Origin of the sequence: Nonomuraea sp. MG754425, from assembly GCF_021699195.1 — a bacterium.
GTDB lineage: Bacteria > Actinomycetota > Actinomycetes > Streptosporangiales > Streptosporangiaceae > Nonomuraea.
Genome location: NZ_SSXE01000041.1, coordinates 40,711 through 65,080 on the forward strand (window position 1 = coordinate 40,711; position 24,370 = coordinate 65,080).

Annotated in this window: 25 protein-coding genes; 8 read left to right on the plus strand and 17 right to left on the minus strand. The window is 72.7% G+C overall.

Annotation, left to right across the window (positions count from 1 at the left end):
* Positions 1–4 precede the first annotated feature (4 nt).
* Positions 5–2,137, plus strand: coding sequence for a molybdopterin-dependent oxidoreductase (locus tag FAF44_RS16690; RefSeq protein WP_237104081.1), 2,133 nt, complete (start codon positions 5–7; stop codon positions 2,135–2,137).
* Between the two features lie 67 nt (positions 2,138–2,204).
* Here FAF44_RS16690 and FAF44_RS16695 read toward each other — a convergent pair whose 3' ends face one another.
* Entirely contained in the window at positions 2,205–2,987 is a 783-nt protein-coding gene (locus FAF44_RS16695) for an alpha/beta fold hydrolase (RefSeq protein ID WP_237104082.1), read from the minus strand.
* 247 nt (positions 2,988–3,234) lie between these two features.
* Here FAF44_RS16695 and FAF44_RS16700 point away from each other — a divergent pair, with 247 nt between their 5' ends.
* The 4 genes from FAF44_RS16700 to FAF44_RS16715 are packed head-to-tail and all read left to right on the plus strand — an operon-like array spanning position 3,235 to position 7,373.
* Complete coding sequence (locus FAF44_RS16700) at positions 3,235–3,645, plus strand: SgcJ/EcaC family oxidoreductase (RefSeq protein WP_237104083.1); 411 nt, start codon at positions 3,235–3,237, stop codon at positions 3,643–3,645.
* Between the two features lie 50 nt (positions 3,646–3,695).
* A complete protein-coding gene (locus FAF44_RS54705; protein ID WP_308193332.1) occupies positions 3,696–4,421 on the plus strand; it encodes a DUF2306 domain-containing protein in 726 nt (241 codons plus the stop codon).
* 10 nt (positions 4,422–4,431) lie between these two features.
* Positions 4,432–6,069, plus strand: coding sequence for a PQQ-binding-like beta-propeller repeat protein (locus tag FAF44_RS16710; RefSeq protein WP_237104084.1), 1,638 nt, complete (start codon positions 4,432–4,434; stop codon positions 6,067–6,069).
* Entirely contained in the window at positions 6,066–7,373 is a 1,308-nt protein-coding gene (locus FAF44_RS16715; protein WP_237104085.1) for a sorbosone dehydrogenase family protein, read from the plus strand. Before FAF44_RS16710 ends, FAF44_RS16715 begins: the two co-directional genes overlap by 4 nt.
* Positions 7,374–7,450: 77 nt before the next feature.
* On the opposite strand, the gene FAF44_RS16720 is transcribed toward FAF44_RS16715, so the two are convergent.
* Positions 7,451–7,750 (minus strand): DUF6506 family protein, encoded by a 300-nt coding sequence (locus tag FAF44_RS16720; protein ID WP_237104086.1) that lies wholly within the window; start codon positions 7,748–7,750, stop codon positions 7,451–7,453.
* 90 nt (positions 7,751–7,840) lie between these two features.
* Between FAF44_RS16720 and FAF44_RS16725 the strand changes: the two genes are divergently transcribed.
* Entirely contained in the window at positions 7,841–8,194 is a 354-nt protein-coding gene (locus FAF44_RS16725; RefSeq protein ID WP_237104087.1) for a RidA family protein, read from the plus strand.
* Here FAF44_RS16725 and FAF44_RS16730 read toward each other — a convergent pair.
* From FAF44_RS16730 to FAF44_RS16790, 13 genes are read right to left on the minus strand one after another with little or no spacing between them, the layout of a single operon-like run.
* Entirely contained in the window at positions 8,146–9,009 is an 864-nt protein-coding gene (locus FAF44_RS16730; protein ID WP_237104088.1) for an S-methyl-5'-thioadenosine phosphorylase, read from the minus strand. The genes FAF44_RS16725 and FAF44_RS16730 overlap by 49 nt on opposite strands.
* A 2-nt stretch (positions 9,010–9,011) precedes the next feature.
* Entirely contained in the window at positions 9,012–10,217 is a 1,206-nt protein-coding gene (locus FAF44_RS16735; RefSeq protein ID WP_237104089.1) for a pyridoxal phosphate-dependent aminotransferase, read from the minus strand.
* Complete coding sequence (mtnC, locus tag FAF44_RS16740; protein WP_237104090.1) at positions 10,195–10,920, minus strand: acireductone synthase; 726 nt, start codon at positions 10,918–10,920, stop codon at positions 10,195–10,197. The genes FAF44_RS16735 and mtnC overlap by 23 nt, the downstream gene beginning before the upstream one ends.
* Positions 10,917–11,492, minus strand: coding sequence for an acireductone dioxygenase (locus FAF44_RS16745; protein ID WP_237104091.1), 576 nt, complete (start codon positions 11,490–11,492; stop codon positions 10,917–10,919). Before FAF44_RS16745 ends, mtnC begins: the two co-directional genes overlap by 4 nt.
* Positions 11,489–12,127: a methylthioribulose 1-phosphate dehydratase gene (gene mtnB / locus FAF44_RS16750; RefSeq protein ID WP_237104092.1), complete on the minus strand. Its 639-nt coding sequence runs from the start codon at positions 12,125–12,127 to the stop codon at positions 11,489–11,491. Before mtnB ends, FAF44_RS16745 begins: the two co-directional genes overlap by 4 nt.
* Positions 12,124–13,146 (minus strand): S-methyl-5-thioribose-1-phosphate isomerase, encoded by a 1,023-nt coding sequence (gene mtnA / locus FAF44_RS16755; protein WP_237104093.1) that lies wholly within the window; start codon positions 13,144–13,146, stop codon positions 12,124–12,126. The genes mtnB and mtnA overlap by 4 nt, the downstream gene beginning before the upstream one ends.
* Positions 13,137–14,447 (minus strand): phosphoribosylamine--glycine ligase, encoded by a 1,311-nt coding sequence (gene purD, locus FAF44_RS16760; protein WP_237104094.1) that lies wholly within the window; start codon positions 14,445–14,447, stop codon positions 13,137–13,139. Before purD ends, mtnA begins: the two co-directional genes overlap by 10 nt.
* 13 nt (positions 14,448–14,460) lie before the next feature.
* A complete protein-coding gene (locus FAF44_RS16765; RefSeq protein WP_237104095.1) occupies positions 14,461–16,707 on the minus strand; it encodes a PLP-dependent transferase in 2,247 nt (748 codons plus the stop codon).
* Position 16,708: 1 nt separating this feature from the next.
* The gene (locus tag FAF44_RS16770) at positions 16,709–17,398 is read right to left on the minus strand and encodes a transglutaminase family protein (RefSeq protein ID WP_237104096.1); all 690 of its coding nucleotides are present in this window, start codon (positions 17,396–17,398) and stop codon (positions 16,709–16,711) included.
* Positions 17,399–17,408: 10 nt separating this feature from the next.
* A complete protein-coding gene (locus tag FAF44_RS16775) occupies positions 17,409–18,557 on the minus strand; it encodes an acyl-CoA dehydrogenase family protein (protein ID WP_237104097.1) in 1,149 nt (382 codons plus the stop codon).
* 13 nt (positions 18,558–18,570) lie between these two features.
* Positions 18,571–18,945: an ectoine synthase gene (locus FAF44_RS16780; protein ID WP_237104098.1), complete on the minus strand. Its 375-nt coding sequence runs from the start codon at positions 18,943–18,945 to the stop codon at positions 18,571–18,573.
* A 13-nt stretch (positions 18,946–18,958) separates the two neighbouring features.
* Positions 18,959–19,231: a phosphopantetheine-binding protein gene (locus FAF44_RS16785; protein WP_237104099.1), complete on the minus strand. Its 273-nt coding sequence runs from the start codon at positions 19,229–19,231 to the stop codon at positions 18,959–18,961.
* A gap of 2 nt (positions 19,232–19,233) precedes the next feature.
* Entirely contained in the window at positions 19,234–20,625 is a 1,392-nt protein-coding gene (locus FAF44_RS16790; protein WP_237104100.1) for an AMP-binding protein, read from the minus strand.
* A 263-nt stretch (positions 20,626–20,888) separates the two neighbouring features.
* Here FAF44_RS16790 and FAF44_RS16795 point away from each other — a divergent pair, with 263 nt between their 5' ends.
* Together FAF44_RS16795 and FAF44_RS16800 are read left to right on the plus strand one after the other, a co-directional pair.
* Positions 20,889–21,923: a methyltransferase gene (locus FAF44_RS16795; RefSeq protein ID WP_237104101.1), complete on the plus strand. Its 1,035-nt coding sequence runs from the start codon at positions 20,889–20,891 to the stop codon at positions 21,921–21,923.
* On the plus strand, positions 21,920–23,137 hold the full coding sequence (locus FAF44_RS16800; RefSeq protein WP_237104102.1) for a hypothetical protein: 1,218 nt from the start codon (positions 21,920–21,922) through the stop codon (positions 23,135–23,137). Before FAF44_RS16795 ends, FAF44_RS16800 begins: the two co-directional genes overlap by 4 nt.
* 10 nt (positions 23,138–23,147) lie before the next feature.
* On the opposite strand, the gene FAF44_RS16805 is transcribed toward FAF44_RS16800, so the two are convergent.
* A complete protein-coding gene (locus FAF44_RS16805) occupies positions 23,148–23,873 on the minus strand; it encodes an alpha/beta hydrolase (protein ID WP_237104103.1) in 726 nt (241 codons plus the stop codon).
* A gap of 16 nt (positions 23,874–23,889) precedes the next feature.
* On the minus strand, positions 23,890–24,370 hold a 481-nt coding region (locus FAF44_RS16810; protein ID WP_237104104.1), incomplete at its 5' end, for a 4'-phosphopantetheinyl transferase superfamily protein.

Sequence of the window (24,370 nt, forward strand, 5' to 3'; positions counted from 1 at the left end):
CTCCATGGCCACCGCACACCGCACCTGCCCCATCTGCGACGCCGTCTGCGGGCTCACGCTCGACCTCGACCCGGACGGGCGGGTGACGTCGGTGCGCGGCGACCCCGACGACCCCTTCTCCCGAGGCTACGTCTGCCCGAAGGGCGCCTCCCTGGGGCAGCTCGACGCTGACCCCGACCGGCTGAGCGGCCCCCTGGTCCGCAAGGACGGCGAGTGGGTGACCGCCACCTGGCAGGAGGCGTTCGAGGCGGTCGAGCAGGGGCTCGGCCGGGTGGCGGACCGGTACGGCAGGCAGGCCCTGGCCGTCTACTTCGGCAACCCGACCTTCCACACCATGGCCGGGTTCATGTACCGGATGCCGCTGACCCAGGCGCTCGGCACCCGCAACGTCTTCTCCGCCAGCACCATCGACCAGATGCCCAAGCACGTGGCCTCCGGGCACCTGTTCGGCGACCCGTTCGCCATCGCCGTGCCCGACCTGGACCGCACCGACTATCTGCTGGTCCTCGGCGCGAACCCGGTGGAGTCGCACGGCTCGCTGTGCGCCGCCCCCGACTTCCCCGGCAGGCTCAGGGCGCTGCGGCGGCGCGGCGGCCGGCTGGTGGTCGTGGACCCGCGCCGCACCCGCACCGCGGCCGTCGCCGACGAGCACCTGTTCATCCGGCCGGGCACCGACGCCCTGCTGCTGCTCGGCATCGTGCACACCCTGCTCGCCGAGCGGCTCACGCGCATCGACCTGGAGGTCGAGGGGCTGGAGGAGCTGCGGCGGCACGTGGCGGGCTTCTCCCCGGACGCGGTCTCGCCCGCCTGCGGCGTCCCGGCGGACGACATCGCCCGGCTGGCCCGCGAGCTGGCCGCCGCCCCGTCGGCCGCGGTCTACTCGCGCATCGGCACCTGCACGTCCGAGTTCGGCACCCAGTCGAACTGGCTGGTGGACGTGATCAACGTGCTGACCGGCAACTTCGACCGGCCGGGCGGGGTGATGATTCCCGAGCCGGCCATCCTGGAGATCTTCAGGAGCGGTCAGCCGTTCGAGAGCGGCCAGTGGCGCAGCCGCGCCCGCGGGCTGCCCGAGGTGCTCGGCGAGCTGCCCGTCGCCACGCTCGCCGACGAGATCGAGACGCCGGGCGAGGGCCAGGTCAGAGCGCTGGTGACGGTCGCGGGCAACCTCGCGCTGTCCGCGCCGAACGGGCCCAGGCTGGAACGCGCGCTGACCGGCCTGGACTTCATGGTCTGCGTGGACCCGTACCTCAACGAGACGACCAGGCACGCCGACGTCATCCTGCCGCCGCCGCGCATCCTGCAGAGCCCGCACTACGACTTCCTGCTGCTCACCGTGGCGGTGCGCAACTACACCAGGTTCTCGCCGCCGGTCCATCCGCTGGAGCCGGGACAGCTCTCGGAGGCGGAGATCCTGGCCCGGCTCACGTTGATCGCCGCCGGGCAGGGGGCCGACGCGGAGCCGGGCGAGCTCGACGAGGCGATCCTCGGCCAGGTGCTCGGGGAGCGGGCCGCCGAGCTGCGTCCCGGGCTGACCGGTGACAGCGGCCCCGAGCTGATGCTGGACGCGCTGCTCAAGCTCGGCCCCTACGACCTGACGCTGGAGCGGCTGCGCGAGCACCCGAGCGGCATCGACCTCGGCCCCCTGGGGCCCCGGCTGGCCGGGCTGCTGCGCACGCCGTCGGGGCGGGTCGAGCTGGCGTCGCCGACCCTGCTGGCCGCGCTCGGCCGCCTGCGCGCAAGGCTGGCCGCGCCGCCCGCCGAGTTCGTGCTGATCGGACGGCGGCAACTGCGTTCCAACAACAGTTGGCTGCACAACGTGCCGGCGCTGGCCGGCGGCAGCAACCGGTGCACCCTGCACATCCATCCCGCGGACGCCGAAAGGCTCGGGCTGGGGGAGCAGGCACTCGTCCGCTCCGCCGCGGGTGAGCTGGTGGTGCCGCTGGAGCTGACCGAGGCCATCATGCCGGGCGTCGTCAGCCTGCCCCACGGGTGGGGCCACCAGGGCACCCCGCAGCGGGTCGCGGCACGGCGTCCGGGCGTCAACGCCAACACGCTCACCGACGAGTCGGTGGTGGACGAGCTGTCGGGCAACGCCGTCTTCAACGGCGTGCCGGTCATCGTCAGCGCCCCCTGAGCCGGGAACGCGTCAGGCCCCGGAGGGGGATCCGGGGCCTGATCCGTGTGCCGTTCGGTCGCCGGCGTCAGGCGGAGAAGAAGCGGTCCAGTGCCGGGGCGAGCGCCTCGTGGTCCACCTCGTGGGTCTGGCCGGTGAGCACGCCCAGCTCGCCGGTCGTGACCGTCTCGCTGACCGCCTTGGCCGCCACGCCCATCCAGGGGGCGCTCTTCTCGCCGGTCAGCACCAGCGTCGGGACGGTGATCCCGGACAGCTCGGCCGGCATCTTGTTGCCCCGGCCCATGACCGCGATCTCGTACGAGAGCGTGTGGGCCACCCGCTCGACCTCGGGCCAGTAGGGGGCGCCGCGCATCTCGGCCGCCATCTCGTCGGGGATGTCGGCCGCCGCCGTCATGAACAGCACGGCCGCGTCGCCCCGGCGCTCCTCGGCGACGAGGTCGGCGAGCTGCTCGGCGAAGTCGTCCGGCAGCGCGGGACGAGAGCCGCCGACGTGGTAGGGAGGCTCCCACAGCGCCAGTTTCGTGATCGGCAGGCCGCGGGCCGCCGCCTGCAACGCCAGCCCGGCGCCCGAGGAACCGCCGAACACCAGCGCCGAGCCGCCGGCCTCCTTGATGACGGCCTCGAGGTCCTCGATCTCCCGCTCCACCGCGTACGGCGCCGTGTCGCCGCTCTCGCCCCGCCCGCGGCGGTCGTAGTTGAACACGGTGTAGCTCGACTTGAGAATCTCGGCCAGGCCGGCCCAGGTCGGGTGAGTACGGTCGGTGAAAGCGCCCTGGACGAGGACGACCGCCGGGCCGCTGCCCAGCCGGTCGAACGAGATGATGGTGCCGTCCGACGACGTCGTGTTCATCTGAATCTCTCTCTGTGTGGGCGGATGAGCGATCAGGTGCCGTCCGGGGAGGAGAACCGGCGGCATAGTTTGAAAGAGAGTCTTGCCCGGCGGCCGCGCCGCGGCCACTTCGAGCGTGCTTTCCTCACCGGCACGCAGAGCAACCCGCGAGATGCGCGGCACCGGCGGCGGCGATCAGGATGCGAGTGTGCGCGATGGCGCTAGCACCCCTGGCCGACTCCCTTCCCCGTGAGTGAGGAACGCGTTCATGTCACCTTCCACCACCACCGCGACCGACGACCTGACCGCCATCGGCGAGGTGCCCCAGCGCATCATCGCCGCCTGGGCGGGCAACGACGCCGACGCCTTCGCCGAGGTCTTCACCGAGGACGCGACCATGGTCCTGCCCGGCAACTTCGCCGCGGGGCGGGAGGCCATCCGCGCCTTCATGACCCAGGCGTACGCCGGCCCCTACCGCGGCACCCGTGTCGCCGGCACCCCGATCTCCGCGCGGATCCTCGGCCCGGACTTCGCGGTCCTGGTCACCAAGGGCGGCGTGCTGGTCCCCGGCGAGAGCGAAGTGGCGCCGGAGCGCGCCGTGCGGGCCACCTGGGTGCTCGCCAAACAGGACGGTCAGTGGCTGCTGACCGCCTACCAGAACACCCCGATCGGCGCCTGAAGAAGCGGCCGGCCGCCGCACTCCCGATCAGCTCGGCGTTAGGAAGAACCGTGTCTCAGACAGAGATCCCCATCAAGACACCCCCGGCCGGTGATCTGGACAGACCGGCCGCGACCCGCACCGAACCGCGCTGGTGGCGCAGGCCCTGGATCATCCCCCTGGCTCTGGTCGTCGCCGGATTCCTCTACTACCAGGTCACGCCCTTCGCCCGCGCCGGGGCGAACGAGAGCCTCGCCCCGTTGCCCCCGCACGACGGCTTCCCCGCCTACTACCCGCTCCTGTGGGGCCACATCGTCTTCGGCACCGTCTCGATGGTGACCGTCGTGCTCCAGGTCTGGCCGAAGCTGCGGATCAACCGGCCGGCCGTGCACCGCTGGAGCGGCCGGATCTACGTGGTGGCGGCGCTGGTCACCGGCGTGATCGGGCTGATCCTCGTCCGGTTCGCGACGCCTGTCGGCCAGATCGGCGTCACCGCGGCGACGGTCCTGTGGCTGGCCTGCACCATCGCCGGGTACGTGCTCGTCCGGCGCGGCAAGTACGCCCTGCACCGGCGGTTCATGCTCTACAGCTTCGCGCTCGTGATGAACAACGTGTGGGGCGTCGTCATCGTCAACGTGGGCCTGCTCAACGGCGCGGAGATCCTCTACCTGATCGAGGCCGCCCGGTGGGTCGGCTGGGTCGGCAACCTGATGCTGGTCCAGTGGTGGCTGTACCGGACCGCGGACCGGCCTCTCCACCTCCCGGTGCGCGCGCGGCCCGCCCGCGCGGGGCGCTGAGGCGGCCCGGATGCCCCGGAAGACCTGGATCCCCCGCACCACGCGGCCCGGCCGCCCGGCGTCAGCCGCCGCGGCCGTGCTGCTCACCGTGGCACTCGCCGGCCAGCCGGGCACCGCGTCCGGCCTGGCCGGCGCGTCCGCCGTCACCGCCGGTCCCGCCGCCCCCGCTGTCGGCACAGCCGGTCAGGTGGCCGGTCCCGGCACGTCGTGGTCGTTGCCCAACGCCGACAAGGCGGGCACCCGTCGGGTCGGCGGCCCCATCAGCTCGCGCACCGTGGCGCGCCTCGGCGTCGCCTGGCGGGTGCCTCTTCAGGCCCGCACCGACCTGTGGCCGGGCGGTCACGCCGCCACCCCCGTGGTCGCCGACGGCGTCGTCTACACCCAGGACCTCGACTCCAACGTGTACGCGGTCGAGCTGAGCACCGGCCGCCTGCTCTGGACCCGAACCTACGACCTGCGCAGCGTCGGCCCGAACGGCGTCGCGGTCGCCTACGGCAAGGTGTTCGGCGCGACCTCCACGCACGCCTTCGCGCTCGACGCGCGCACCGGCGCGGAGCTGTGGAGCAGGAAGCTCGTGCAGAACGACTTCGAGGGCATCGACATGGCCCCGGGGGTCGACCACGGCACGGTCTACGTCTCGACCGTCCCCGGCAACGCCGGTCACTTCCTGGCCGGCGAGGGCCAGGGGGTCCTGTGGGCGCTCGACGCGCGCACCGGCGTCCCCAAGTGGTCGTTCGACACCGTGCCCAAGGACCTGTGGGGCCGCCCGGACCTCAACGCCGGCGGCGGCCTGTGGTACCCGCCCAGCTTCGACCAGGACGGCGACGTCTACGCGTCGGTGGCCAACCCGGGCCCGTTCATCGGCACCGCCGAGTTCCCCTGGGGCTCCAGCCGGCCGGGCCCGAACCTGTACTCCAACTCGATGGTCAAGCTCGACGCCCGTACCGGCAAGGTCGTCTGGCACAACCAGGTGCTGCCGCACGACATCTACGACTGGGACTTCCAGAACTCCCCGGTCCTGACCCGCGCCGGGCGGCGGCCCGTCGTGGTCGGCTCCGGCAAGATGGGCGTCGTCTACCAGTTCGACGAGGTCACCGGCAAGCTGCTGTGGAAGCGCCCGGTCGGCCGGCACAACGGGCACGACGACGACAACCTGCACGCCATGCGCGGGGAGTACGACAAGCTGTCCGCCTTCCCGTACACCGTGTATCCCGGCGTGCTGGGCGGCGTGATCTCGCCGGCCGCGGCCGACGACACCAAGGTCTACGTGGCGGTCAACAACGTCGGCGCCACCTGGGAGCGGCAGGAGCCGCCGCCGGTGGTCTCGCCCACCGAGTCGGGCGGCGAGCTGACCGCGATCGACCTGGTCACGGGCCGGATCGCGTGGACGCACCCGCTCGACCAGTCGCCGTTCGGCGGCGCGACGGTGGTCAACGACCTGGTGTTCACCACGACCTTCGACGGGACCGTGCACGCCGTGCGCGCCGGCACGGGCGAGCTCGCCTGGCAGGCCGGTCTGCCGGCCGCGACGAACTCGCCGGTGGCCGTCCACGGGGCGTACCTGCTGGCCGTGGCCGCCTGGCCGCAGAGCGAGGGGCAGCGGCCGGAGCTGGTCGCCTACCGGCTGGGTGCGGGGGAGGGGCGGTGAGGGCCGCCGCGCTCGCGACGGAGTCGCCCGTCCTGGTCGCCGCCGGGCTGCAGTTCCCCACCAGCCTGGCCGCCGACGACCGGGGCCGCCTCTACGTGGCGGAGTCCGGCCTGCCCTTCGGCGGGGCCCCGCCGGGCGGCCGGATCTGGCGGCTGGACGACGTCCCCCAGGGCCCGGACGACGGCGGGGACCCGGTCGCGGCCGGATCCCGGACGCTGATCGCCGAGGGCCTGGCCGGGCCGGTCACGGGCCTGTCCTGGCACGACGGCGCGCTCTACGCCGCCGAGGGCGGGTGCGGCCGGATCAGCCGCATCACCCCGGACGGCGTCCGCACCACGGTCATCGACGGCCTGCCGGGACCGGGCAACTACCACACCAACGCCCCGGTCGTCGGCCCGGACGGCAAGCTCTACTTCAGCCAGGGCGCGATGTCCAACCTGGGCGTGATCGGCCTGGACGCCTACGAGCTGGGCTGGCTGCGCCGCCTGCCGCACGCGCACGACGTGCCGGGCCTGGACGTGGTCCTCACCGGCCACGACGTCCGCACCGCGGACCCGCGCCCCGACACGCCGGGGGCGCACGCCCGCACGGGGGCGTTCGTGCCCTTCGGCACCCCCGCCGAGCAGGGCCGGCGCATCCCCGCCGCGCTGCCGTGCACGGCGGCGGTGCTGCGCTGCGACCTCGACGGCGGCGGCCTGGAGCTGGTGGCCTGGGGCCTGCGCAACGCGTTCGGCCTGGGCTTCCTGCCCGACGGCCGGCTGCTGGCGCTCGACCAGGGCGCCGACGACCGGGGCAGCAGGCCCATCGGCAACGCGCCGGACCTGCTGTTCGAGGTCCGGCCGGGACGGTGGTACGGCTGGCCGGACTTCGTCGGCGGCCGTCCGGTGACCGACCCCGGCTTCCGTCCGGAGCGCGGCCCGCACCCGGAGTTCATCCTGGCCAACCACGACGAGCTGCCGCCGCCCGAGCAGGCGCTGGTGGCCTTCGAGCCGCACGTCGCGGCCACCAAGTTCGCCGTGACGCCGTCGGGACGGCTGGTGCTCGCGCTGTTCGGCGACGAGGCGCCGATGTGCCTGCCCGCGGGCGGGCCGCCGATCGGCCGTCACCTCCTGCTGGTGGATCCGGCCGACTGGTCCACCAGCCGCCTCGACGTGGGCATCCCGCTCAGCCGCCCCATCGACGTCCTGCACGCCGGCGACAGCCTCTACGTGCTCGACTTCGGCCATTTCGAGATGTCCGACGAAGGCGTGCGCAGCACGGCCGGCACCGGCCGCGTGTGGCGCTGGACGGGCCTGGACGAGTAATTCCACGCACCTGGAAAAAGGCGCGGGCAAAGGCGCCCCCGGTAATTCGGGGGCGCCTTTTCCGTCAGTTCGCCCGGTCAGCCGAACAACGCGCAGAGCGGGTCGATCGACTCGGCCCCGTAGGCGACCGAGCCGACCGGCACCTTCCCGTCGGCGGCCTCGGCGACTTTCGCCGTCCAGGTGGCGCCGAACGCCCCGCACAGCTCGATGAGCTGCACCCCGTCGGCCACAAGTTGCGGCACGAGCGCCACGGCCTGCTCCGGCTTCTCGACCGCCACCAGGGAGGTCTTGCGCCCGCCGGTCTCCACCAGGCGCGTGTCCCGCTCGGGGTCAGCGCCGGGCGCGGTGTAGATGAATGCCCAATGTGTGAGTGCCACGATCCGCCTCGATTCGTTTTCTCGGAGAAATTCATAAATATCGGATTGCCGCCGTTCCTGGCGTATCATCTGAATATGAAACTGACCAGGATGGACATCGATCCGCGTTCTTACAGCAATTGCGTTTCCGTCACCGAATTCAACCGGCTGCTTTTCGTCACCGCGCAGGTCCCGCTCGACGACGACGGAAAGGTCCCGGAGGGGTTCGACGCCCAGTGCCGGCTGGCCTGGCGCAACCTCCTCGCCGTTCTCGAATCGGCCGGGATGGGCGCCGAGAACCTCGTCAAGATCAGCGTCTTCCTGGCCGACCGCGGCGACAGGGAGGCCAACGCGCGCATCCGCCACGAGGTCCTCGGCGAGCACGCGCCGGCCCAGTGCATCGTCGTCGCCGGCATCTACGACGAGGAGTGGCTGGTCGCGATCGACGCCGTGGCGGCCGGCTGAGGGGCGTAACCGGGGATCCGCAAGGGGAGATCGACGCCGTCCAGGGCCCGCACGCACAGGCACGTACGCTCGCGCGGCAGGCCCGAGACGGTCGAGAGCACCAGGGTGCGCAGGCGGGCGAGGTTGTGGTGGAAGATCTCGAACACCTCGTCCTGCCGCACCCCCGAGCCGACGCCGAGCCCCGCGTCCAGGTCCGTGACCATCGCGATCGGCACGTAACACATCGCCAGCTCGCGGGCCAGCACCGCCTCCGGGTGCCCGGTCATGTTGACCAGCGACCAGCCCTGGGCGGCGTACCACTGCGACTCGGCCCGGCTGGAGAAGCGCGGCCCCTCGATCACCACCATGGTGCCGCCGTCCACGCAGTCCTCGCCCGTCTCCATGGCCACGTCGAGCACGGTCTCCCGGCCCTCGGGGCAGTACGGGTCGGCGAACGGCACATGCACGGCCGAGACGTCGTAGAACGTCTGCGTCCGCCCGGACGTCCGGTCCACGAGCTGGTCGGGCACCACCACCGCGCCCGGCCCGAGCTCGGGCCGCAGCGACCCGACCGCGCACGGGGCGAGGATCTGCCGCACCCCGACCGAACGCAGCGCCCACAGGTTCGCCCGGTAGTTGATCCGGTGCGGCGGATGGCGGTGGTCGCGGCCGTGCCGGGGCAGGAAGGCCACCCGCCGGCCGGAGATCTCGGCGATCGCCAGCGGGTCGGACGGCTCGCCGTACGGAGTGGAGACCGCGATCTCCCTGGTGTTCTCGACGAGCGAGTAGAACCCGCTCCCGCCGATGATCCCGATCTCCGCGCTGTAAGCGTTCACGATCATCCTTTCGTGGTCGCGAGAATGTCCGCGGCGAACGCCCCGATCCGGTCCGCGGCCTGTGCCAGGACGTCGTCCTGCTTGCAGAAGGCCAGGCGGACCAGCGAGCGGCCGGCGTGCTTGCGGTCGTAGAAGGCGGTGCTCGGGATGGCCACCACCCCGGCCCGCGTCGCCAGGTCCCCGCACAGCAACTCGCCGTCGGGATACCCGAGCGACCGGGAGTCCACCTGGAGGAAGTACGTGCCCTCGCAGGCGTACGCGCGTACGCCCGCCGCCGCCAGCCGGCCCGCCAGCAGGTCCCGGCGGCGTGCCAGGCTCGACCGCAGCCCGTCCAGCCACTGCCGCCGGCCGAGCAGCCCCGCGGCCACGGCCGCCTGGAACGGCGTGCCGACGGCGAACGTGAGGAACTGCTTGGCCGTGCGCACCGCCGTGACCAGCCGCTCCGGCCCGCACGCCCAGCCGACCTTCCAGCCGGTGACGTTGAAGCTCTTGCCGGCCGACGAGACCACCAGCGTGCGCTCGCGCATGCCGGGCAAGGCGGCCAGGCTGAGGTGCCGCAGGCCGTCGTAGGTGAGGTACTCGTACACCTCGTCGGCGACCACGAGCAGGTCGTGCTCCACGCACAGCTCCGCGACCAGGCGCAGTTCCTCCGCGGTGAACACCTTGCCCGTCGGGTTGTGCGGGCTGTTGAACAGCAGCAGGCGGGTCCGCGGCGAGATCGCCGCGCGCAGCTCGGCGGGGTCGAAGGCGAACCGGTCGCCGTCCGGGCGCAGCAGCACCGGGACGCGCACGCCGCCGGCCATGGCCACGCCCGCCGCGTACGAGTCGTAGTACGGCTCGAACAGCACGACCTCGTCGCCCGGCTCGCACAGCGCGAGCAGCGCCGCCGCGAGCGCCTCGGTCGCCCCGGCCGTCACCACGATCTCGGAGTCGGGGTCGTACGGCGTGCCCCGGTCCTCCGCGCGTTGCCCGGCGATCGCGGCCCGCAGTTCGGGCAGGCCGGGGCAGGGCGGGTACTGGTTCACGCCGGAGGCGATCGCCTCGCGGGCGGCCTCCAGCATGAACCACGGACCGTCCTCGGAAGGGAAGCCCTGGCCCAGGTTGAGCGCCCCGGTCCGCTCCGCCAGCCGGGTCATCTCCGCGAAGATCGTGGAGCCGAAGCCGCGCAGACGGGCCGCCATGACGTCAGCGGGCACGTTGGAGGGCATCGCACACCTCCATCCGCGCGCGCGGCCGGTCCCCGTCCAGGTCGAGCCGGTCGAAGGCGGGAACGGTCAGATGGCCGGTGGTGCCGGGCGAGCCGTCCTGCGGGCGGCTGACGCCCACCGTGCGCAGCCCGGCGGCGCGGGCCGCGTCCAGCTCGCCGAGGGTGTCGGACAGGAAGACCAGCTCCCCGGGCGGCACGCCGAGCGCGCCGGCGATGCGCCGGTAGGAGCAGGGCTCGCGCTTGGGGCCGGCGGAGGGGATGTCGAAGTGGCCCGACAGGTACGCCGACAGGTCGCCGTGCCGGGTGTTGGCGAACCAGACCCGCTGCGCCACGACCGAGCCGGAGGAGTACACGTACACCCGCAGCCCCGCCCCGGTCCACGCCCGCAGCGCCGGCGGCACGTCGTCGTACACGTGCGCGCTCAGCTCGCCCGCCTCGAACCCGGCCGCCCAGATCAGCCCCTGCAACTCCTTGAGCGGCGCCGCCTTCACGTCACGGTCGATCCAGTCACGCAGCACGGCGACCGCCTCGGACGCGGGCCGCCCCGACAGCTCGCTCACCCGGCCGACGATCTCGGCCACGCCGGGCCTGGCCGAGCCCGCCCAGTCCGCCAGACGCTCGCGCGCGTACGGGAACAGGACGTCGCGCACCGCGCTCAGCGAGCTGGTGGTGCCCTCGACGTCCACGAGCACGGCGCGGATCACGAGACCGGGGCCAGCAGCTCGTCGAGCGACGGGATGGCCGAGGCGATCGGGTCGCCGGTGAAGTCGCCCACCCAGCCGTCCTCCTCCTGGAAGAACCGGATCGCGCAGAACTCCGGCCGCTCGCCCATGTCGAACCAGTGCCGGGTGCCGGTCGGCACCGACAGCAGGTCGCCCGCCTCGCACACCACCGCGTACACGCGGTCGCGCAGGTGCAGGTAGAAGCAGCCCCGGCCCTCGACGAAGAAGCGCACCTCGTCCTCGTCGTGCCGGTGCTCGTTGAGGAACTTCTCCCTGGCGGCCCGCGCCGCCTGCGGCCAGGCGGGGTCGGCGTCGTCGGGCCGCATCCGCACGACGTCGATGAGGGTGAAGCCGCCGCTCTCGCGGATCCGCTCCACCTCCTCGCGGTAGGCGGCCAGCACCTCGTCGGAGCCCGCGCCCGGCGCCAGCTCGCGCCCGGCCGTCCAGCGTTCGAACCGCACGCCGTGCGGCGCCAGCTCCTCCCCGATGCGGGCGGCGTCGCCGGTGCGCAGCACCGTCGCCCCCGACTCCGACATGATCTGCAGGACGGTCATCTGGGCTCCTCGGAAGATCGGGGGGTGATCAGGTGGAGCCGGCAGAGCGCCTCCAGGCACTCCAGCCGGTTACGGGCGGCCTCCAGCGTGGGGCCCCAGGCCGTCGCACCGTGGTGCTCGATGAGGAAGACCGGCGGCGTGCCCGGCCCGGGGGCCGCGTAGCGCTCGGCCACCTCGTGGGCGATCCGCGGCACGTCCGCCCAGTTCGCGAAGACCGGCACCTCGACCTGCGAGGGGTCCGCCAGCCCCAGCCCCTTGATGATCTCGAAGCCGGTGAAGCGCACGCTGTTCCCGCCCGCCCCGGCCGACACCGCGGTGCCGTACGGGCAGTGCGCGTGCACGACCGCCCCGCAGCCGGGGAAGACCCGGTACAGGGCGGCGTGGATGCACGTCTCCGCCGAGGGCCGGCGGCCGTCCGGCGTGAGCGGGCTGCCGGTCTCCGCCTCCACGAGCACCATGTCGTCCGGGGTCAGCTCGCCCTTGCTCAGCCCGCTGGCGGTGATCAGCGCCCGCCCGTCGTCCAGCCGGACCGACAGGTTGCCCGCCGTGCCCTCCATCCAGCCTCGCGCGTACAGGGCCTTGGCCATGGCGGCCAGCGACTCCTCCGCCCGCGGCGCGGTGGCCACGCGGTTCATGACGTCTCCATGACAGTGCTCTCCAGAACGGTGCTCTCCATGACGGTGTCCTCCAGGACGATGGCCGTGATCAGCTCGCGCGGCGTCACGTCGAAGGCCGGGTTGTACGCCCGGGTCCCGGCGGGGGCGACGTCCAGGCCCGCGTACCCGGTGACCTCCTCCGCGGCGCGCTCCTCGATCACGATGTCGCGGCCGTCGGCGATGGCCGGGTCGAGCGTCGACTCCGTCGCCACCACCACGAACGGGATCCCGTGCCGGGCGGCGGCCAGCGCCAGCGAGTAGGTGCCGATCTTGTTGGCCACGTCGCCGCCGGCGGTGATCCGGTCCGCGCCCACCAGCACGCAGTCCACCAGGCCCGCCGCGATCGCCGCCGGCCCCGCCGAGTCGACGCACAGCCGGTGCGGGATGCCCGCCTCGGCCAGCTCCCACACGGTCAGGCGGGCGCCCTGCAACAGCGGCCGGGTCTCGCCCGCCAGCACCTCGCCGAGCTGCCCCATCGCCGCCAGCTCCCTGATCGCGCCCAGCGCCGTGCCCCAGGCCACCGTGGCCAGCCGTCCGGTGTTGCAGTGCGTCAGCACCCGCAGCGGCCGGCGCGGGCAGGCGGCCAGCACCCACGCGGCGGCGCGCCGTGCGGCGGCCCTCGTGGTCGCCTCGTCCTCCGTCAGCAGCGCCAGGGCCTCGTCGAGCACCGCGTCCGCGCCCTCGGGCAGCCGCCGCAGCGCCCGGTCCACGCCCCAGCGCAGGTTGACCGCGGTCGGCCGGGCCGCGGCCAGCCGCTCGGCGTCCGCGCGCACCGCCGCCTCGTCGCCGTGGGCCAGGGCGGCCAGCACCACGCCGAACGCGCCGGCGGCGCCGATGGCGGGCGCCCCCCTGACGGCCAGCGTCGTGATCGCCACGATGATCTCGTCCACCGTCGTCAGGCGCATGAGCCGGTACTCGCCCGGCAGCGCGCGCTGGTCCACCGCCACCACCGCGCCGTCGCGCCAGTCGATGGACCGCGCGGCCGTGCTCACTCCCATGGCAGGACCTTGCCGATGTCGGTGCGGTACCTGATCCCGGTGAAGGAGATCTTCGAGATCCCCTCGTAGGCGTGGTCGATCGCCTGCTCCAGCGTGTCCCCGCGGCCGACCACGTGCACGACCTTGCCGCCGTCGGAGACGAGCTCGTCCTCCTCGGTCAGCCGGACCGAGCCGTAGAACACCTGGCACCGGTCGGGGTCCACGTCCCGCACGCCGGTCACCGGGTGGCCGCGGCCGACCTCCCCGTACGGCCAGCCGGGGTGCACGCCGTCGGGCCCCTGGGTCGCCGACACGTCCACGAAGTGCTCCGCGCTCAGCTCCAGCGGCGGCAGCTCGTCCAGCCGCCGCTCCAGGACGGCCCGGCACACCTCGGTGAAGTTCGAGGTGATGCGCGGGAAGACGACCTCCGCCTCGGGATCGCCCATCCGGGCGTTGATCTCGATCAGGTAGAGCCGGTCGCCGACCAGCATGCAGTCGGCGTAGAGCACGCCGGTGTAGTCGATGCCCTCCGCCGTGGCCGCGGCCAGCAGCGGGCGCAACATCTGCTCCTCGAACCGCCCGACGACCTCCGCCGTCTCGCCCGGATGCGGGCAGAACGCGCCCATCCCGCCGCACATCGGCCCCGCGTTGCCGTCCTCCGAACGGGGGTAGTCCACGGCCATCGGCAACATCACGTACTGCTCGCCGGACACCAGGACGAAGAAGAGCTGCTCCTCGCCGACGAGTTTCTCCTCGACCACCACGCGGGCGCCGCCGGGGCCGAAGTCCCTGGTGACCATCAGCCGCTCGACCGCCTCCACGGCCTCGTCCACGTCGTCGCAGACGAACACGCCGTTGCCCTGGCAGGAGTAGTCGCACTTGACCACCAGTGGCGCGCCGGTCGCGCGGATGTGCTCGACGGCCGCGCCCGGCTCGTCGAACCACCGGTAGGCGGCGGTGGCGATGCCGTGCCTGGAGCACAGGTCCTTGGTGAACACCTTGCTCGACTCCAGGCGGGCCGCCGACCGGTCCGGTCCGATCGTGGGCAGCCCCGCCGCGCGGAAGGCGTCCACGTACCCGTTGGCCAGCGGTCTGGGGTGGGCGACCAGCACCAGGTCCACGCCCGCGTCGAGGGCGTAGCGCACCATGGGGGCCGGGTCGGGGTCGTACAGGTCGAGCCACGGCACCGAGACGATGCGGTCGTGCTCGATCGCCGCGCAGCCCGGCGCGTAGTGCACGGTGATGTCCGGGTCGGTCCGGACGAACAGGTCGGCGAAGGCGTGGCCGCGGCCCGCGTAGTCCACGATCAGCACACTGCGCATGAGCGCTCTCCTCTCATCCCGCGCCGACTTCGGCCCGGACCGGCGGCTCGGCCGCCGCGGATCTGTCGTGCCGGGCCCTGACGACCACCCCGAGGACGACCAGGGCCGTGATGCCGACCAGGCCCCCGAGCGTGAGCGCCGACGGGGTCAGCCGGCTGTCGAACAGTTGCAGCAGGAACGCGAAGATCGGCGACAGGGTGCCGATCAGCGCGGCGGTGATCGGCTCGACGTGCTTGATGCCGACCTGGCTCAGGTAGTTGGGCAGCGCGATGCCGATGAACGCGATCACCGCGGCCGGCAGGAACGCCTCCCCGATCCGGACGTCGCCGCCGGCCAGCACGAACACCCATGACGCGCCGATGGCCAGGAAGTACCGGATCGCCAGCGACGAGGACGGCGTCAGCCCGGCGTCGCTGAGCCGCTTGGAGTAGATGACGTTGGCCGTGCAGCTCAGGCCGCACACGATCGTCAGCACCAGACCCACGACGGCCTCCGAGGAGTCGAGCCGGCCCAGCCCGCTCATGCCCGTCGCCGACCCCCACATCAGCAGGCCGATCAGCGCGAGCACCCCCACGGACACCACGACCTCGCCCCGCAGCAGCGGATGCCCCTTGCGCATCAGCGGCGAGGCCAGCGCCACCAGCGCCGGGCCGATCGCGAGCGCGACGACGTTGACGATCGCCGGCTCCAGGTACTTCAGCGCGTACAGCAGGGACAGCCAGGTCACCGCGGTCACGATGTTGATCGCCACGACGTCGTGGCGATCAACATCGTGACCGCGGTGACCTGGCTGTCCCTGCTCGGCCAGCGGCTCGACCTGGGTGCCGCGGTCGCCCGCGTACAACCGGAGGAAGGGCGGCTCGCCCTCGGCGAAGGCGTCGGCGGCCGACAGCCGCGGCACGGAGAAGCCGAAGCTGGCGCCCTTGGTGAGCTGCGCGCCCAGGGCCCCGGCCCGGCCGATCGTCGCGTCGATCACCTCGTCCAGCCCGCTCCTGGTGTTGCGGTCGGGGTCGTGGAAGAGGAAGGTGACGCAGCCGCCCGCGTACCCGAGCGTGCGCGCGACCTCCGCGTCCGGATGCCCGTCCAGCGTGGGGTGGAAGACCTGCCCGGCCGCGCGCACCCGCGGGTCCGCGCCCAGCAGGGCGGCGATCCGGCGGGCGTTGTCGCCGATGCGGCCCATCCGCCTGCGGTAGCTCTCCGGACGGTAGCGCGGGAACATGTCGGCGGCGTGCCGGTACAGGATCGAGCCGGAGTTGCGGCGCAGCCGCTCGAAACGCTCCCGCAGGTACGCCGGGTAGGCCACGAGCCCGGCCATGTTGGAGTCCAGCCCGAGCTGAAGGTACTTGGAGCAGCTCTCGTAGTAGACGATCTCCAGGTTGCCGCCGCCGGCGAGCAGGTCGGGCGGCAGCACCCCGGACATCATGGTGCCGTCCACGACCAGGGTGAGCGGCCAGGTGAGCGTCTCGCGCAGCCGCTCGGTCAGCGCCCGCAGATCCACCATGCGCTGCTGGGCCGTGTTGGTCAGCGGGTCGGCGAACAGGCACCGCGGCCGGTGCCGCAGCACGTCCTCGACCAGGTCCTCCACCTCGTAGCGCGCGGCCCAGACGACCTCGTACGGCGGCAGGCAGGAGAGCTGCTCGGCCGCCTCGAAGTAGATGTACGGCGCGATGAGCACCTTGTCGCCCGGCCGCAGCCGGTCCCTGACCAGGAACGACTCCACCAGGGAGTAGGCGGCGACGCCGGAGGAGGTGACACTGAGCCCGTGCTCCTCCGGCCACAGGCCGAGCGTGCTGAGCAACTGCTCCTCGACCTGCTCGACCGAGCGGTGCTCGTAGCGCTCGTAGTTGACCCTGGGGGAGTCCTGGGCGGCCAGGTCGAAGAACTGGATCGTGCCGGCCTGCCCGTAGGAGGCCGAGCACCACTCCATCGCGTCCCGGACGTAGGCGAGCGTGGCCAGGCCCCAGCGCAGCCCGGCCTCGCCGCCGGACAGCGCCCGGCCGTCCGGCTCCGGCCCCGCGACGAGCGCGCCGCGCCGCTCCGCGAGCAACTGCCTGGCCTGGTGCACGGTCTGCGTCAGGTGGAAGACGCCGGCGTCGTCGGCCGGCAGGCCCCGCTCCGCGCAGTACGCGGCGTGGTCGGCCAGGTCGAGCTGGGCCCGCTGCAACCCCTGGACGCAGCCGTCGAGCTGCTCGATCAGGTCCACGACCTGGTCGAGCGTGCCGTCGCGGCCCGGGGAGAGCAGCCGCGAAGAGCTGATCATGTCACGCCTCCCGGGAGTCGCCGGCCTCGACGACGAGCGAGCCGCCGGTCGTGGCGTGCTCGCCCGCGAACAGGCGCGGGTGCGCGGCCCGGATGCCCGGCACGACCAGCTCGTACGGGAAGTCCGCGAACTCCCCGTGCTCGCCCAGGAACTCCATGTACCGGCGGCCCTGCAGGTCGTAGGGGTGGGAGACGCTGTCCTCGACGCCGTCGAACTCCAGCGGCGCGATCCCGTACAGGCGGCAGAGCATCTTGTTGAACACCGGGGTGTTGCGCACCCACCGGCCGTCCAGGCACACCGAGTTGAGCGCGTGGAAGCGGAAGACGTCCCCGCCGACCAGCTCGCGCAGCCGCGGCGAGGCCAGGTGGTTGCGCACGTCGGTGAGCACGATGCGGCTGGGCACGCCCGCGGCCCGGCACACCGCCGCGTACACGATCGACTTGTGCACGCAGAAGCCCTGCCCGCGCGCGATGACGGCGCTGGCGCGCAGCCCGGCCCGGCTCAGGTCGGCGCTGTAGACCTCGTAGTTGAGCTTGTCGCGCACGGCGTAGTAGAGCGTGACCGCGTTCTCCTTCGGCGTGCCCCAGCGCCCGGCGAGCTCGCGCGCGACGAACTCCGTCACGACGGGATGGTCATGGTCGAGGAACTCGGTCACCGCGAGGAACTCCCCGGGGATCGTTTCTACGGTCATCTCTTCGCCCTTAAGGTCGCTGGATTCCGAGCATGCGGGCGATCTTGTCCCGCTGGACTTCCGAGGTGCCGGAGTAGATCGTCCCTCCGGTCGCGTCGCGCAGGTCCTTCTCGATGCCGTACTCGGTGAGGTAGCCGCGCGCGCCGAACACCTGCACCGCGTCGGCCGCCGACTTCAGGTTCGCCTCGCTGGCCAGCAGCTTGGAGATCGCGATGTCCACCATCACGTCCTCGCCCGCCGCGAACCTCTCGGCGGTGTCGTAGAGCCACCGGGCGGCGGTCTCCACCCCGATCCGCATGTCGACGATCTTGTCCGCGATGAGCTGGCAGGAGCCGATCGAGGCGCCGAACTGCAGCCGCGACCTGGCGAACTCCACGCACCTCTCCAGCCGGTGCCGCGCGGCGCCGATGCTGATGATGAAGGAGCAGAGGATCTCCCACTTCATCACGTGGTCGAGGATGAAGTAGCCGCGCCCCGGGCGGCCGACCACGTTCGCGGCCGGCACCGCGCAGTCGGTGAAGGTCAGGTTGCAGAACGGCGAGGTGCGCAGGCCCATCTTGTCGATCGGCGGGCCGATCTCGAAGCCCGGGGTGTCCCGCTCGACCACGAACGCCGTCATGCCGAACATGCCCTGGTCGACGTCCGTCTTGGCGTACACCAGGAACAGGTCGGCGACCGGGCCGCTGCTGACGAAACACTTCTCGCCGTTGAGCAGGTAGACCTCGCCCTCCCGGGTCGCCGTCGTCCGCATGCTCGTCGCGTCGGAGCCGCCGTGCCGCTCGGTGATCGCGTGCGCGCCGATCGCGGTGCCGTCGCAGATCGACGGCAGGTAGCGCGCCTTGAGCTCGTCCGAGCCGAACGCCTGGACGGGGACGCCCGTGCTCACCACATGGGTCGAGACGGCGAAGTTCAGCCCGCTGTCGCGGCAGCCGTACCCGAGACCCTCCAGCACGTGCATCGTGCTGAGCAGGTCCTCGCCCCGTCCGCCCCACTTCTCGTCGAACGGCAGGCGGAGCAGGCCCTGCTCGGCGAGCAGCTTCCACTGGGCATGCGGGAACTCCCCGCCCTGGTCCCGCTGGAGGTGCCCTTCGCCGCAGGCCGAGAACACCTCGGCGAAGGACTCCCGCAGCCGCCGCTGCCCGTCGCTCCACTCCCGCATACCCTGGCTCCTGTCAGTACTGGGAGAACTCGAGGCCGCTGAAGTCGTGCCGCTCCTGCCCGGTCAGCGCCGGGGCGAAGACGCAGATGAGACGCAGGTTCTCCATCGGAGAGGCGACGAGGTAGTGGGCGTCGTGCTGGTCGAGCGCGTACAGGGTGCCCGGCTCGATCGGGTGCTCGCCGCCGTCGGAGTCCACGACCATCCCCGTGCCGGAGACGCAGTAGCACGCCTCCAGGTGGTTGCGGTACTGCAGCGGCGACCTCGTGCCCGCCCACACGGTGGTGTCGGTCAGCGTGTAACCCATGCCGTCGTCGGCCACGAGCAGACGGCGGCTGATGCCGTTGCCCCACTCGATCCCCGGCACGTCGTCAACCTGTCGAACGATCATGGTCTTTCCCCCGTCAGTTCTCGGAGAGCGCGGGCACGCGCTCACGTGCGGTACGGCTGACAAATCGGCGAATGGCGGCGACGGACAGGAAGTCGTTCATCGAGATGTCCACGTCGTCGATGGGAATGTCGTAGCGGTCGGCCAGCCAATTGATGATCGGAAGCAGGCTGAGGCTGTTCACCACCCCGTTGTCGACGAGGTCGTAGTCGTCGTCCAGCTCTTCCGGCGCGATGTCGGGCAGGAATTCCCGCACGATGTACTGTTTGATGGCCAGCGAAGGGTCCATGCTCAACTCCTGTTCCGCAGGTTCCGCAGGATCGTCTGCCGGTCCGGCTTTCCGGTCGGCGTCACGGGCAAGGGGTCGTCCACGACCTGGATCGTGGTGGGGATGGCGGCCCTGGGCAGCCTGGCCCGGCAGTAGTCGCGCAGCGCCAGGCTGTTCAGCGCGCCGGGCGCGGTCCTGCGCACGACCGCGTGGATGCGCACTCCGGCCAGGTCGTCGGGGACGCCGACCACGGCGGCGTCCACAGCCGCCTCGTGGGCCAGCAGCAGGTGCTCGACCTCCGCCAGGTTCACCCTGGTGCCGCGCACCTTGACCTGGAAGTCGTTCCTGCCGACCAGGGTGAACACGCCGTCTTCGGCGCGGTGCACCACGTCTCCGGAGCGGAAGCGCCCGCCGCCGAAGCCGCCCTCGCGCCCCAGGTATCCGGCCGCCTGGAACGGCGTGCGCACCAGCAGCTCGCCGGTCGCCGGGCCGTCGAGCACCGTGCCGTCCTCGTCCACGACCAGCGCTTCCACGCCGGGCAGCGGGCGGCCGATCGGCAGGCTGCGCTCACCGCCGGTGACCTCGTACAGGAAGCTGTCGTTGGTCTCGGTGCAGCCGTAGACGTTGTAGAGCCGGGCGGCCGGGAACAGCGCGGGCAGCTCGTCCAGCAGCCGGGCCGAGACCTTGTCGCCGGTCATGAGCACGTGCCGGACGCCGCGCAGCGGCCGGTCCCGGCAGGCGTCGGCCAGCAGGCGGTACATCATCGGCACCGACTGGACCACCGCCACGTTCTCCGCCTCGATGAGCCCGGCCAGGTAACGGCCGTCGGACGCCCTGGCCGCGTCCACCGCGACGACGGTGCCGCCCGCCTTGAGGGTGGCCCAGACGTCCAGCAGGCACAGGTCGAAGCTGAGCGGCGCGTAGTTCAGCACCGCCGTGCCGGGCCCGAGTCCGAACCGGTCGATGGCCCAGTCGGTGAACCGGTCCACGGCTGCGGCCGGCAGCGGCACGATCTTCGGCACGCCGGTCGAGCCCGAGGTGGTGAGCATGAAGGAGACGTCCTCGTGCCCGCGTTCGCCGGGGCCGGCGTCCCCGTGCGGGCCGAGTTCGCGGAGTTCGTCGTCGTCGAGGAGCGCGGCGCAGCCGGCGCGGGCCAGCAGCTCCTCCAGCGCGTGCTCGCCGAGTTCGGCCGAGGGCAGCAGGAACGGCCGCCCGGCCAGCAGGCAGGCCATGATCGAGGCGACCGTGCGCGGCGACTTCACCGCCCGCACCGCCACGGCCCGGCCCGCCGGCAGGCCCAGCGCCGCCAGCCGCCCGGCCCCGGCCACCGCCATGGCGTGCAGCCCGGCGTAGGTGACGCGCTCGTCCCCCATGACGAGCGCCACGGAATCGGGCCGGACGCGGGCACGCTCCACCAGACAGGCCAGCAAAGAACGAGAGCGCCCCACCGTCAATCTCCAATCCGGCCCGATATCAAGAAATTCGGGCACAGCAGAAATGGTGGACCGCCGGCCTGCGCGGGACATCTCCGAGAATGCCCGATGGCCCAGGCCGGAAAGGCGGAGAAAAACACGCTGAAAGAAGTCCGGCGCGGCGTCCCGTGCCACTGTGAGCCACGAGCCCCGGCCGCCCGGCGAAGGGCGACCGGCGAAAACCGGCGCTTCTCGACGGGAGTGAGATGCTTGACTGCGAGCGGCCACCGGCCGCGGTCCTGCGTGAACTGATCAACGGTTATCAGGTCTCCCAGGCCATCCACGCCGCCGCGGCGCTGGGCCTCGCGGACCTGCTCGGCGACCTGCCCCGCGGCAACGACGACCTGGCCGCCGAGACCCGGACGCACCCCGCCTCGCTCTACCGGCTGCTGCGCGCGCTGGCCGCCGCAGGCGTCTTCCGCGAGCACGACGGCCGCCGCTTCACGCTGACCCCGCTGGGGGAGTGCCTGCGCTCCGACGCGAAGGAGCCGATGGGCGGCTGGGCCCGCTACATCGGCCGGCCAGCCCACTGGCGGGCGTGGGGCGGCCTGCTGGACGGCGTCCGCACCGGCGAGAACGCCTTCCACCTCGTGCACGGCGTCAAGGTCTGGCAGGCCAGGGCCGCCGACCCGGACGAGCAGGCGATCTTCGACCAGGCCATGATGAACCTCTCCCGAGGACTGGTGGCGGACCTGCTGGAAAGCTGCGACTTCAGCCGGTTCGGCACGCTCGTGGACGTCGGCGGCGGCCAGGGCACGACACTGGCCGCCGTGCTCGCCGCCCACCCGCGGCTGCGCGGCGTGCTGTTCGACCGGCCGCAGACCGTCGAGGCCGCCCGCCGGGAACTGGACGCGGCGGGCGTCGCCGGCCGGTGCCGCGTCGTCGGGGGCGACTTCTTCTCCTCCGTGCCGCCGGGCGGGGACGCGTACCTGCTCAAGGGCGTCCTGCAGGACTGGGACGACGAGCAGTCCGTGCGGATCCTGAGCCAGTGCCGCCGGGCGATGTCCGCCGACGCGAACCTGATCGTCGTCGACCGCGAGATCGGCCCGCCCAACGCGTGCCTGAACGGCAAGCTGTCCGACCTGAACATGCTGGTCAGCCCCGGCGGGCAGAACCGCACCCGCGAGGAGTACCAGGCGCTGCTGAGCGCCGCCGGCTTCCGCGTGCTCGGCGTCCGCCCGATGCCCGACGACCGCTGCGCCATCACCGCACTCCCGCAGGAGAAGGAGGAGCGCTCATGACGACGCGCGTCCTGTACCTCGGATGGTGGAGCGACGCGGCCGACGTGCTGGCGCGGCACGGGTGCGAGGCCGCCTTCGTCGTGCCCGCGGCGGAGCGGGAGGCGCCCGCCCGGCACGGGTTCACCGGCCCGGTGGTCGTCGTCCCCGAGGTGACCCGCCTGGACGACGTGGTCGCCGGGCTCATACGCGACGGCGTGGACCCGCGCGGCTTCGACGTGATCTGCTCCGAGCACGAGGAGTGCATCGTCCCGGCGGCCGTCCTCGCCGCCGCGTACGGCCGGGCCGGGCTGACGATGGACACCGCCGTCGCGCTGCGCGACAAGATGGTCCAGAAACGGCTGGTCAGGAACGCGGGCCTGCCCGTCGCCGGCTGCCGTACCGTGCACGCGCTCGACGAGCCCGGCGTCGTCCCGCCGTTCGTGGTCAAGCCGCTCTCGGGCGTCTCCACGCAGCACACGTACGTGGTGCGCGGGCAGGAGGCGCTGGAGCGGGTCACCGCCGTGCTGGCCGCGTCGGGCCGTCAGGGGCCGTGGCTGGTCGAGGAGTACATGACGGGCGGCGAGATGCACGCCGACGGCGTGGTCAGGGACGGCCGGCTGCTGTTCCTCGGCCTGTCCCGCTACCTGCAGAACCTCATCGAGATCCAGGACGGCGGCCTGGTCGGCTCGGTCACCGTCGATCCCGGCGCCCACCCCGGCCTGTACCGCCAGGTCCGCGAGCTGGCCTCGGCCGCGCTCAAGGCGCTCGGGCACACCGACGGCGTCTTCCACATGGAGCTGTTCGACCAGGGCGACCGGCTGGCCTTCAGCGAGTGCGCGGGCCGCATCGGCGGCGGCATGGTGCTGGAGACCACGGCCGCCAAGTTCGGCGTCGACCTGTACGACGAGTGGGCCAGGGCCGTGCTCGGCCGCCCGTCGGCCATCGGCCGGGACCGCCGGTACGACACCCGGGCGCACGGCTGGGTGCACCTGATCGCCCGCCCGGGACGGGTGCGCGCCATGCCCGCCGCCGACGACGTGCGCGACCGGCCCTGCGTCACCGACGTGCAGATGCGGGTGGGGCCGGGCGACACCGTCCAGGACTCGGCGACGGCGTCGAACGCCCGGGCCGCCACCGTCTCCGTGGCCGGGGAGACCGAGGACGGGCTGGCCGGCGAGATGCGGGCACTGGCCCGGTGGTTCCGCGACCGCGTCCACGTCGAGGCCCCCGCCTGACGCCGCCCCTTCATGACGCGCGGGCCGCGATGCCGGACAGCACGGTGGCGAGCGGCCCGGGCGCCGTCCACATCGGCCAGCAGCCCGTGTCCAGCGTGTGGAAGTCCCAGGTGGGCTCCGCGCGCAGGGCGGTGACGTCGGCGGCGAGATGGCCGTGGAAGTGCTCTTTTGTGCACACGATGTAGCTGCCCCGCTGGCGCGCGAGCGGACGGTTCAGCGCGGCGGGCTCGGCGACGGTCCGGCCCGGGTGCCCGACGAGCCGTCCGGCCAGCGTGCGGGCCTGCGCGGGCGTCAGATCCTGGCCGTCGGACAGCACGTCGCTGTCGGGAGCCGGCCAGCGGCCGCCGTTGCCGGCGATCAGGCTCAGTTCCTGGGCCTTCAGCCGCTCGGGGAAGACGTCCAGCATCGGACGGCCCTGGTGCGGCAGGAACGCCTCGACGAGCACCGTGTGGGCGACGCGGCCCGGCGCCCGGTCGGCCACCTGCCCGGCGACGAGCCCGGAGTAGTTGTGGCCGACGAGCACGACGTCCCGCAACCCCTCGCCCTCCAGCAGGGCCAGGACGTCGTCCACGTGCGTCTGCAGGCCGATGCCCGCCACGTCGTCCTGGCCGGCGGCCAGGCCGCGCAGGGTGACGGCGCGGGCGTCGTACCCGCGCAGCCGCAGCCGCCGGAGCACGGGCTCCCAGATCCACGCGCCCGCCCAGGAGCCCGGCAGCAGGAGGAATGTCTTCTTCATCAGGATCTCTCCCTGGTCACGCGGCGGCCGGCGCGGCGTCGGCGAAGTCCGGCCGCGCGGTGGGGACGTGGAACTCCACGGCCTCGATCGCCCGGCCGCCGGCGATCACCGCGACCGCGGCCGCGTAGCCGGGACCGGGTGACAGCGACCGGAAGCACACGTTCTCGGGCGGGATGTCGAGCGGCCAGTCCAGCAGCGCGGGCGGGTCGCCGGGGCCGCTCACCTCGACCTTCGTCGGCGAGATGCGCAGGCCCAGTCCGGTCGCCTTGAGCGCCGCCTCCTTGCGCACCCAGATCTCGGCGAACACCGCACGCTTCTCCTCCTCACTGAAGGCTCGCAACAGGTCCTGTTCCCGCTCGGTGAGCGCCGAGCGCGCCAGGTCGTCCACCGTCCCGGTGGGCACCGCTTCGACGTCGATTCCGATGGGTCCGTCGGTGGTGAGGGCGACGGTGACGCGGTCGGCGGAGTGGGAGGTGGAGGTGTGGAGTGGGGGTCCG

Coding starts and splice junctions, on each gene's coding strand:
- FAF44_RS16690 (WP_237104081.1), top strand. CDS start 5: ATGGCCACCGCACACCGCACCTGCCCCATCTGCGACGCCGTCTGCGGG.
- FAF44_RS16695 (WP_237104082.1), bottom strand. CDS start 2,987: ATGAACACGACGTCGTCGGACGGCACCATCATCTCGTTCGACCGGCTG.
- FAF44_RS16700 (WP_237104083.1), top strand. CDS start 3,235: ATGTCACCTTCCACCACCACCGCGACCGACGACCTGACCGCCATCGGC.
- FAF44_RS16710 (WP_237104084.1), top strand. CDS start 4,432: ATGCCCCGGAAGACCTGGATCCCCCGCACCACGCGGCCCGGCCGCCCG.
- FAF44_RS16725 (WP_237104087.1), top strand. CDS start 7,841: ATGGACATCGATCCGCGTTCTTACAGCAATTGCGTTTCCGTCACCGAA.
- FAF44_RS16735 (WP_237104089.1), bottom strand. CDS start 10,217: ATGCCCTCCAACGTGCCCGCTGACGTCATGGCGGCCCGTCTGCGCGGC.
- FAF44_RS16745 (WP_237104091.1), bottom strand. CDS start 11,492: ATGACCGTCCTGCAGATCATGTCGGAGTCGGGGGCGACGGTGCTGCGC.
- mtnB (WP_237104092.1), bottom strand. CDS start 12,127: ATGAACCGCGTGGCCACCGCGCCGCGGGCGGAGGAGTCGCTGGCCGCC.
- mtnA (WP_237104093.1), bottom strand. CDS start 13,146: ATGGGAGTGAGCACGGCCGCGCGGTCCATCGACTGGCGCGACGGCGCG.
- purD (WP_237104094.1), bottom strand. CDS start 14,447: ATGCGCAGTGTGCTGATCGTGGACTACGCGGGCCGCGGCCACGCCTTC.
- FAF44_RS16765 (WP_237104095.1), bottom strand. CDS start 16,707: ATGATCAGCTCTTCGCGGCTGCTCTCCCCGGGCCGCGACGGCACGCTC.
- FAF44_RS16770 (WP_237104096.1), bottom strand. CDS start 17,398: ATGACCGTAGAAACGATCCCCGGGGAGTTCCTCGCGGTGACCGAGTTC.
- FAF44_RS16775 (WP_237104097.1), bottom strand. CDS start 18,557: ATGCGGGAGTGGAGCGACGGGCAGCGGCGGCTGCGGGAGTCCTTCGCC.
- FAF44_RS16780 (WP_237104098.1), bottom strand. CDS start 18,945: ATGATCGTTCGACAGGTTGACGACGTGCCGGGGATCGAGTGGGGCAAC.
- FAF44_RS16785 (WP_237104099.1), bottom strand. CDS start 19,231: ATGGACCCTTCGCTGGCCATCAAACAGTACATCGTGCGGGAATTCCTG.
- FAF44_RS16795 (WP_237104101.1), top strand. CDS start 20,889: ATGCTTGACTGCGAGCGGCCACCGGCCGCGGTCCTGCGTGAACTGATC.
- FAF44_RS16800 (WP_237104102.1), top strand. CDS start 21,920: ATGACGACGCGCGTCCTGTACCTCGGATGGTGGAGCGACGCGGCCGAC.
- FAF44_RS16805 (WP_237104103.1), bottom strand. CDS start 23,873: ATGAAGAAGACATTCCTCCTGCTGCCGGGCTCCTGGGCGGGCGCGTGG.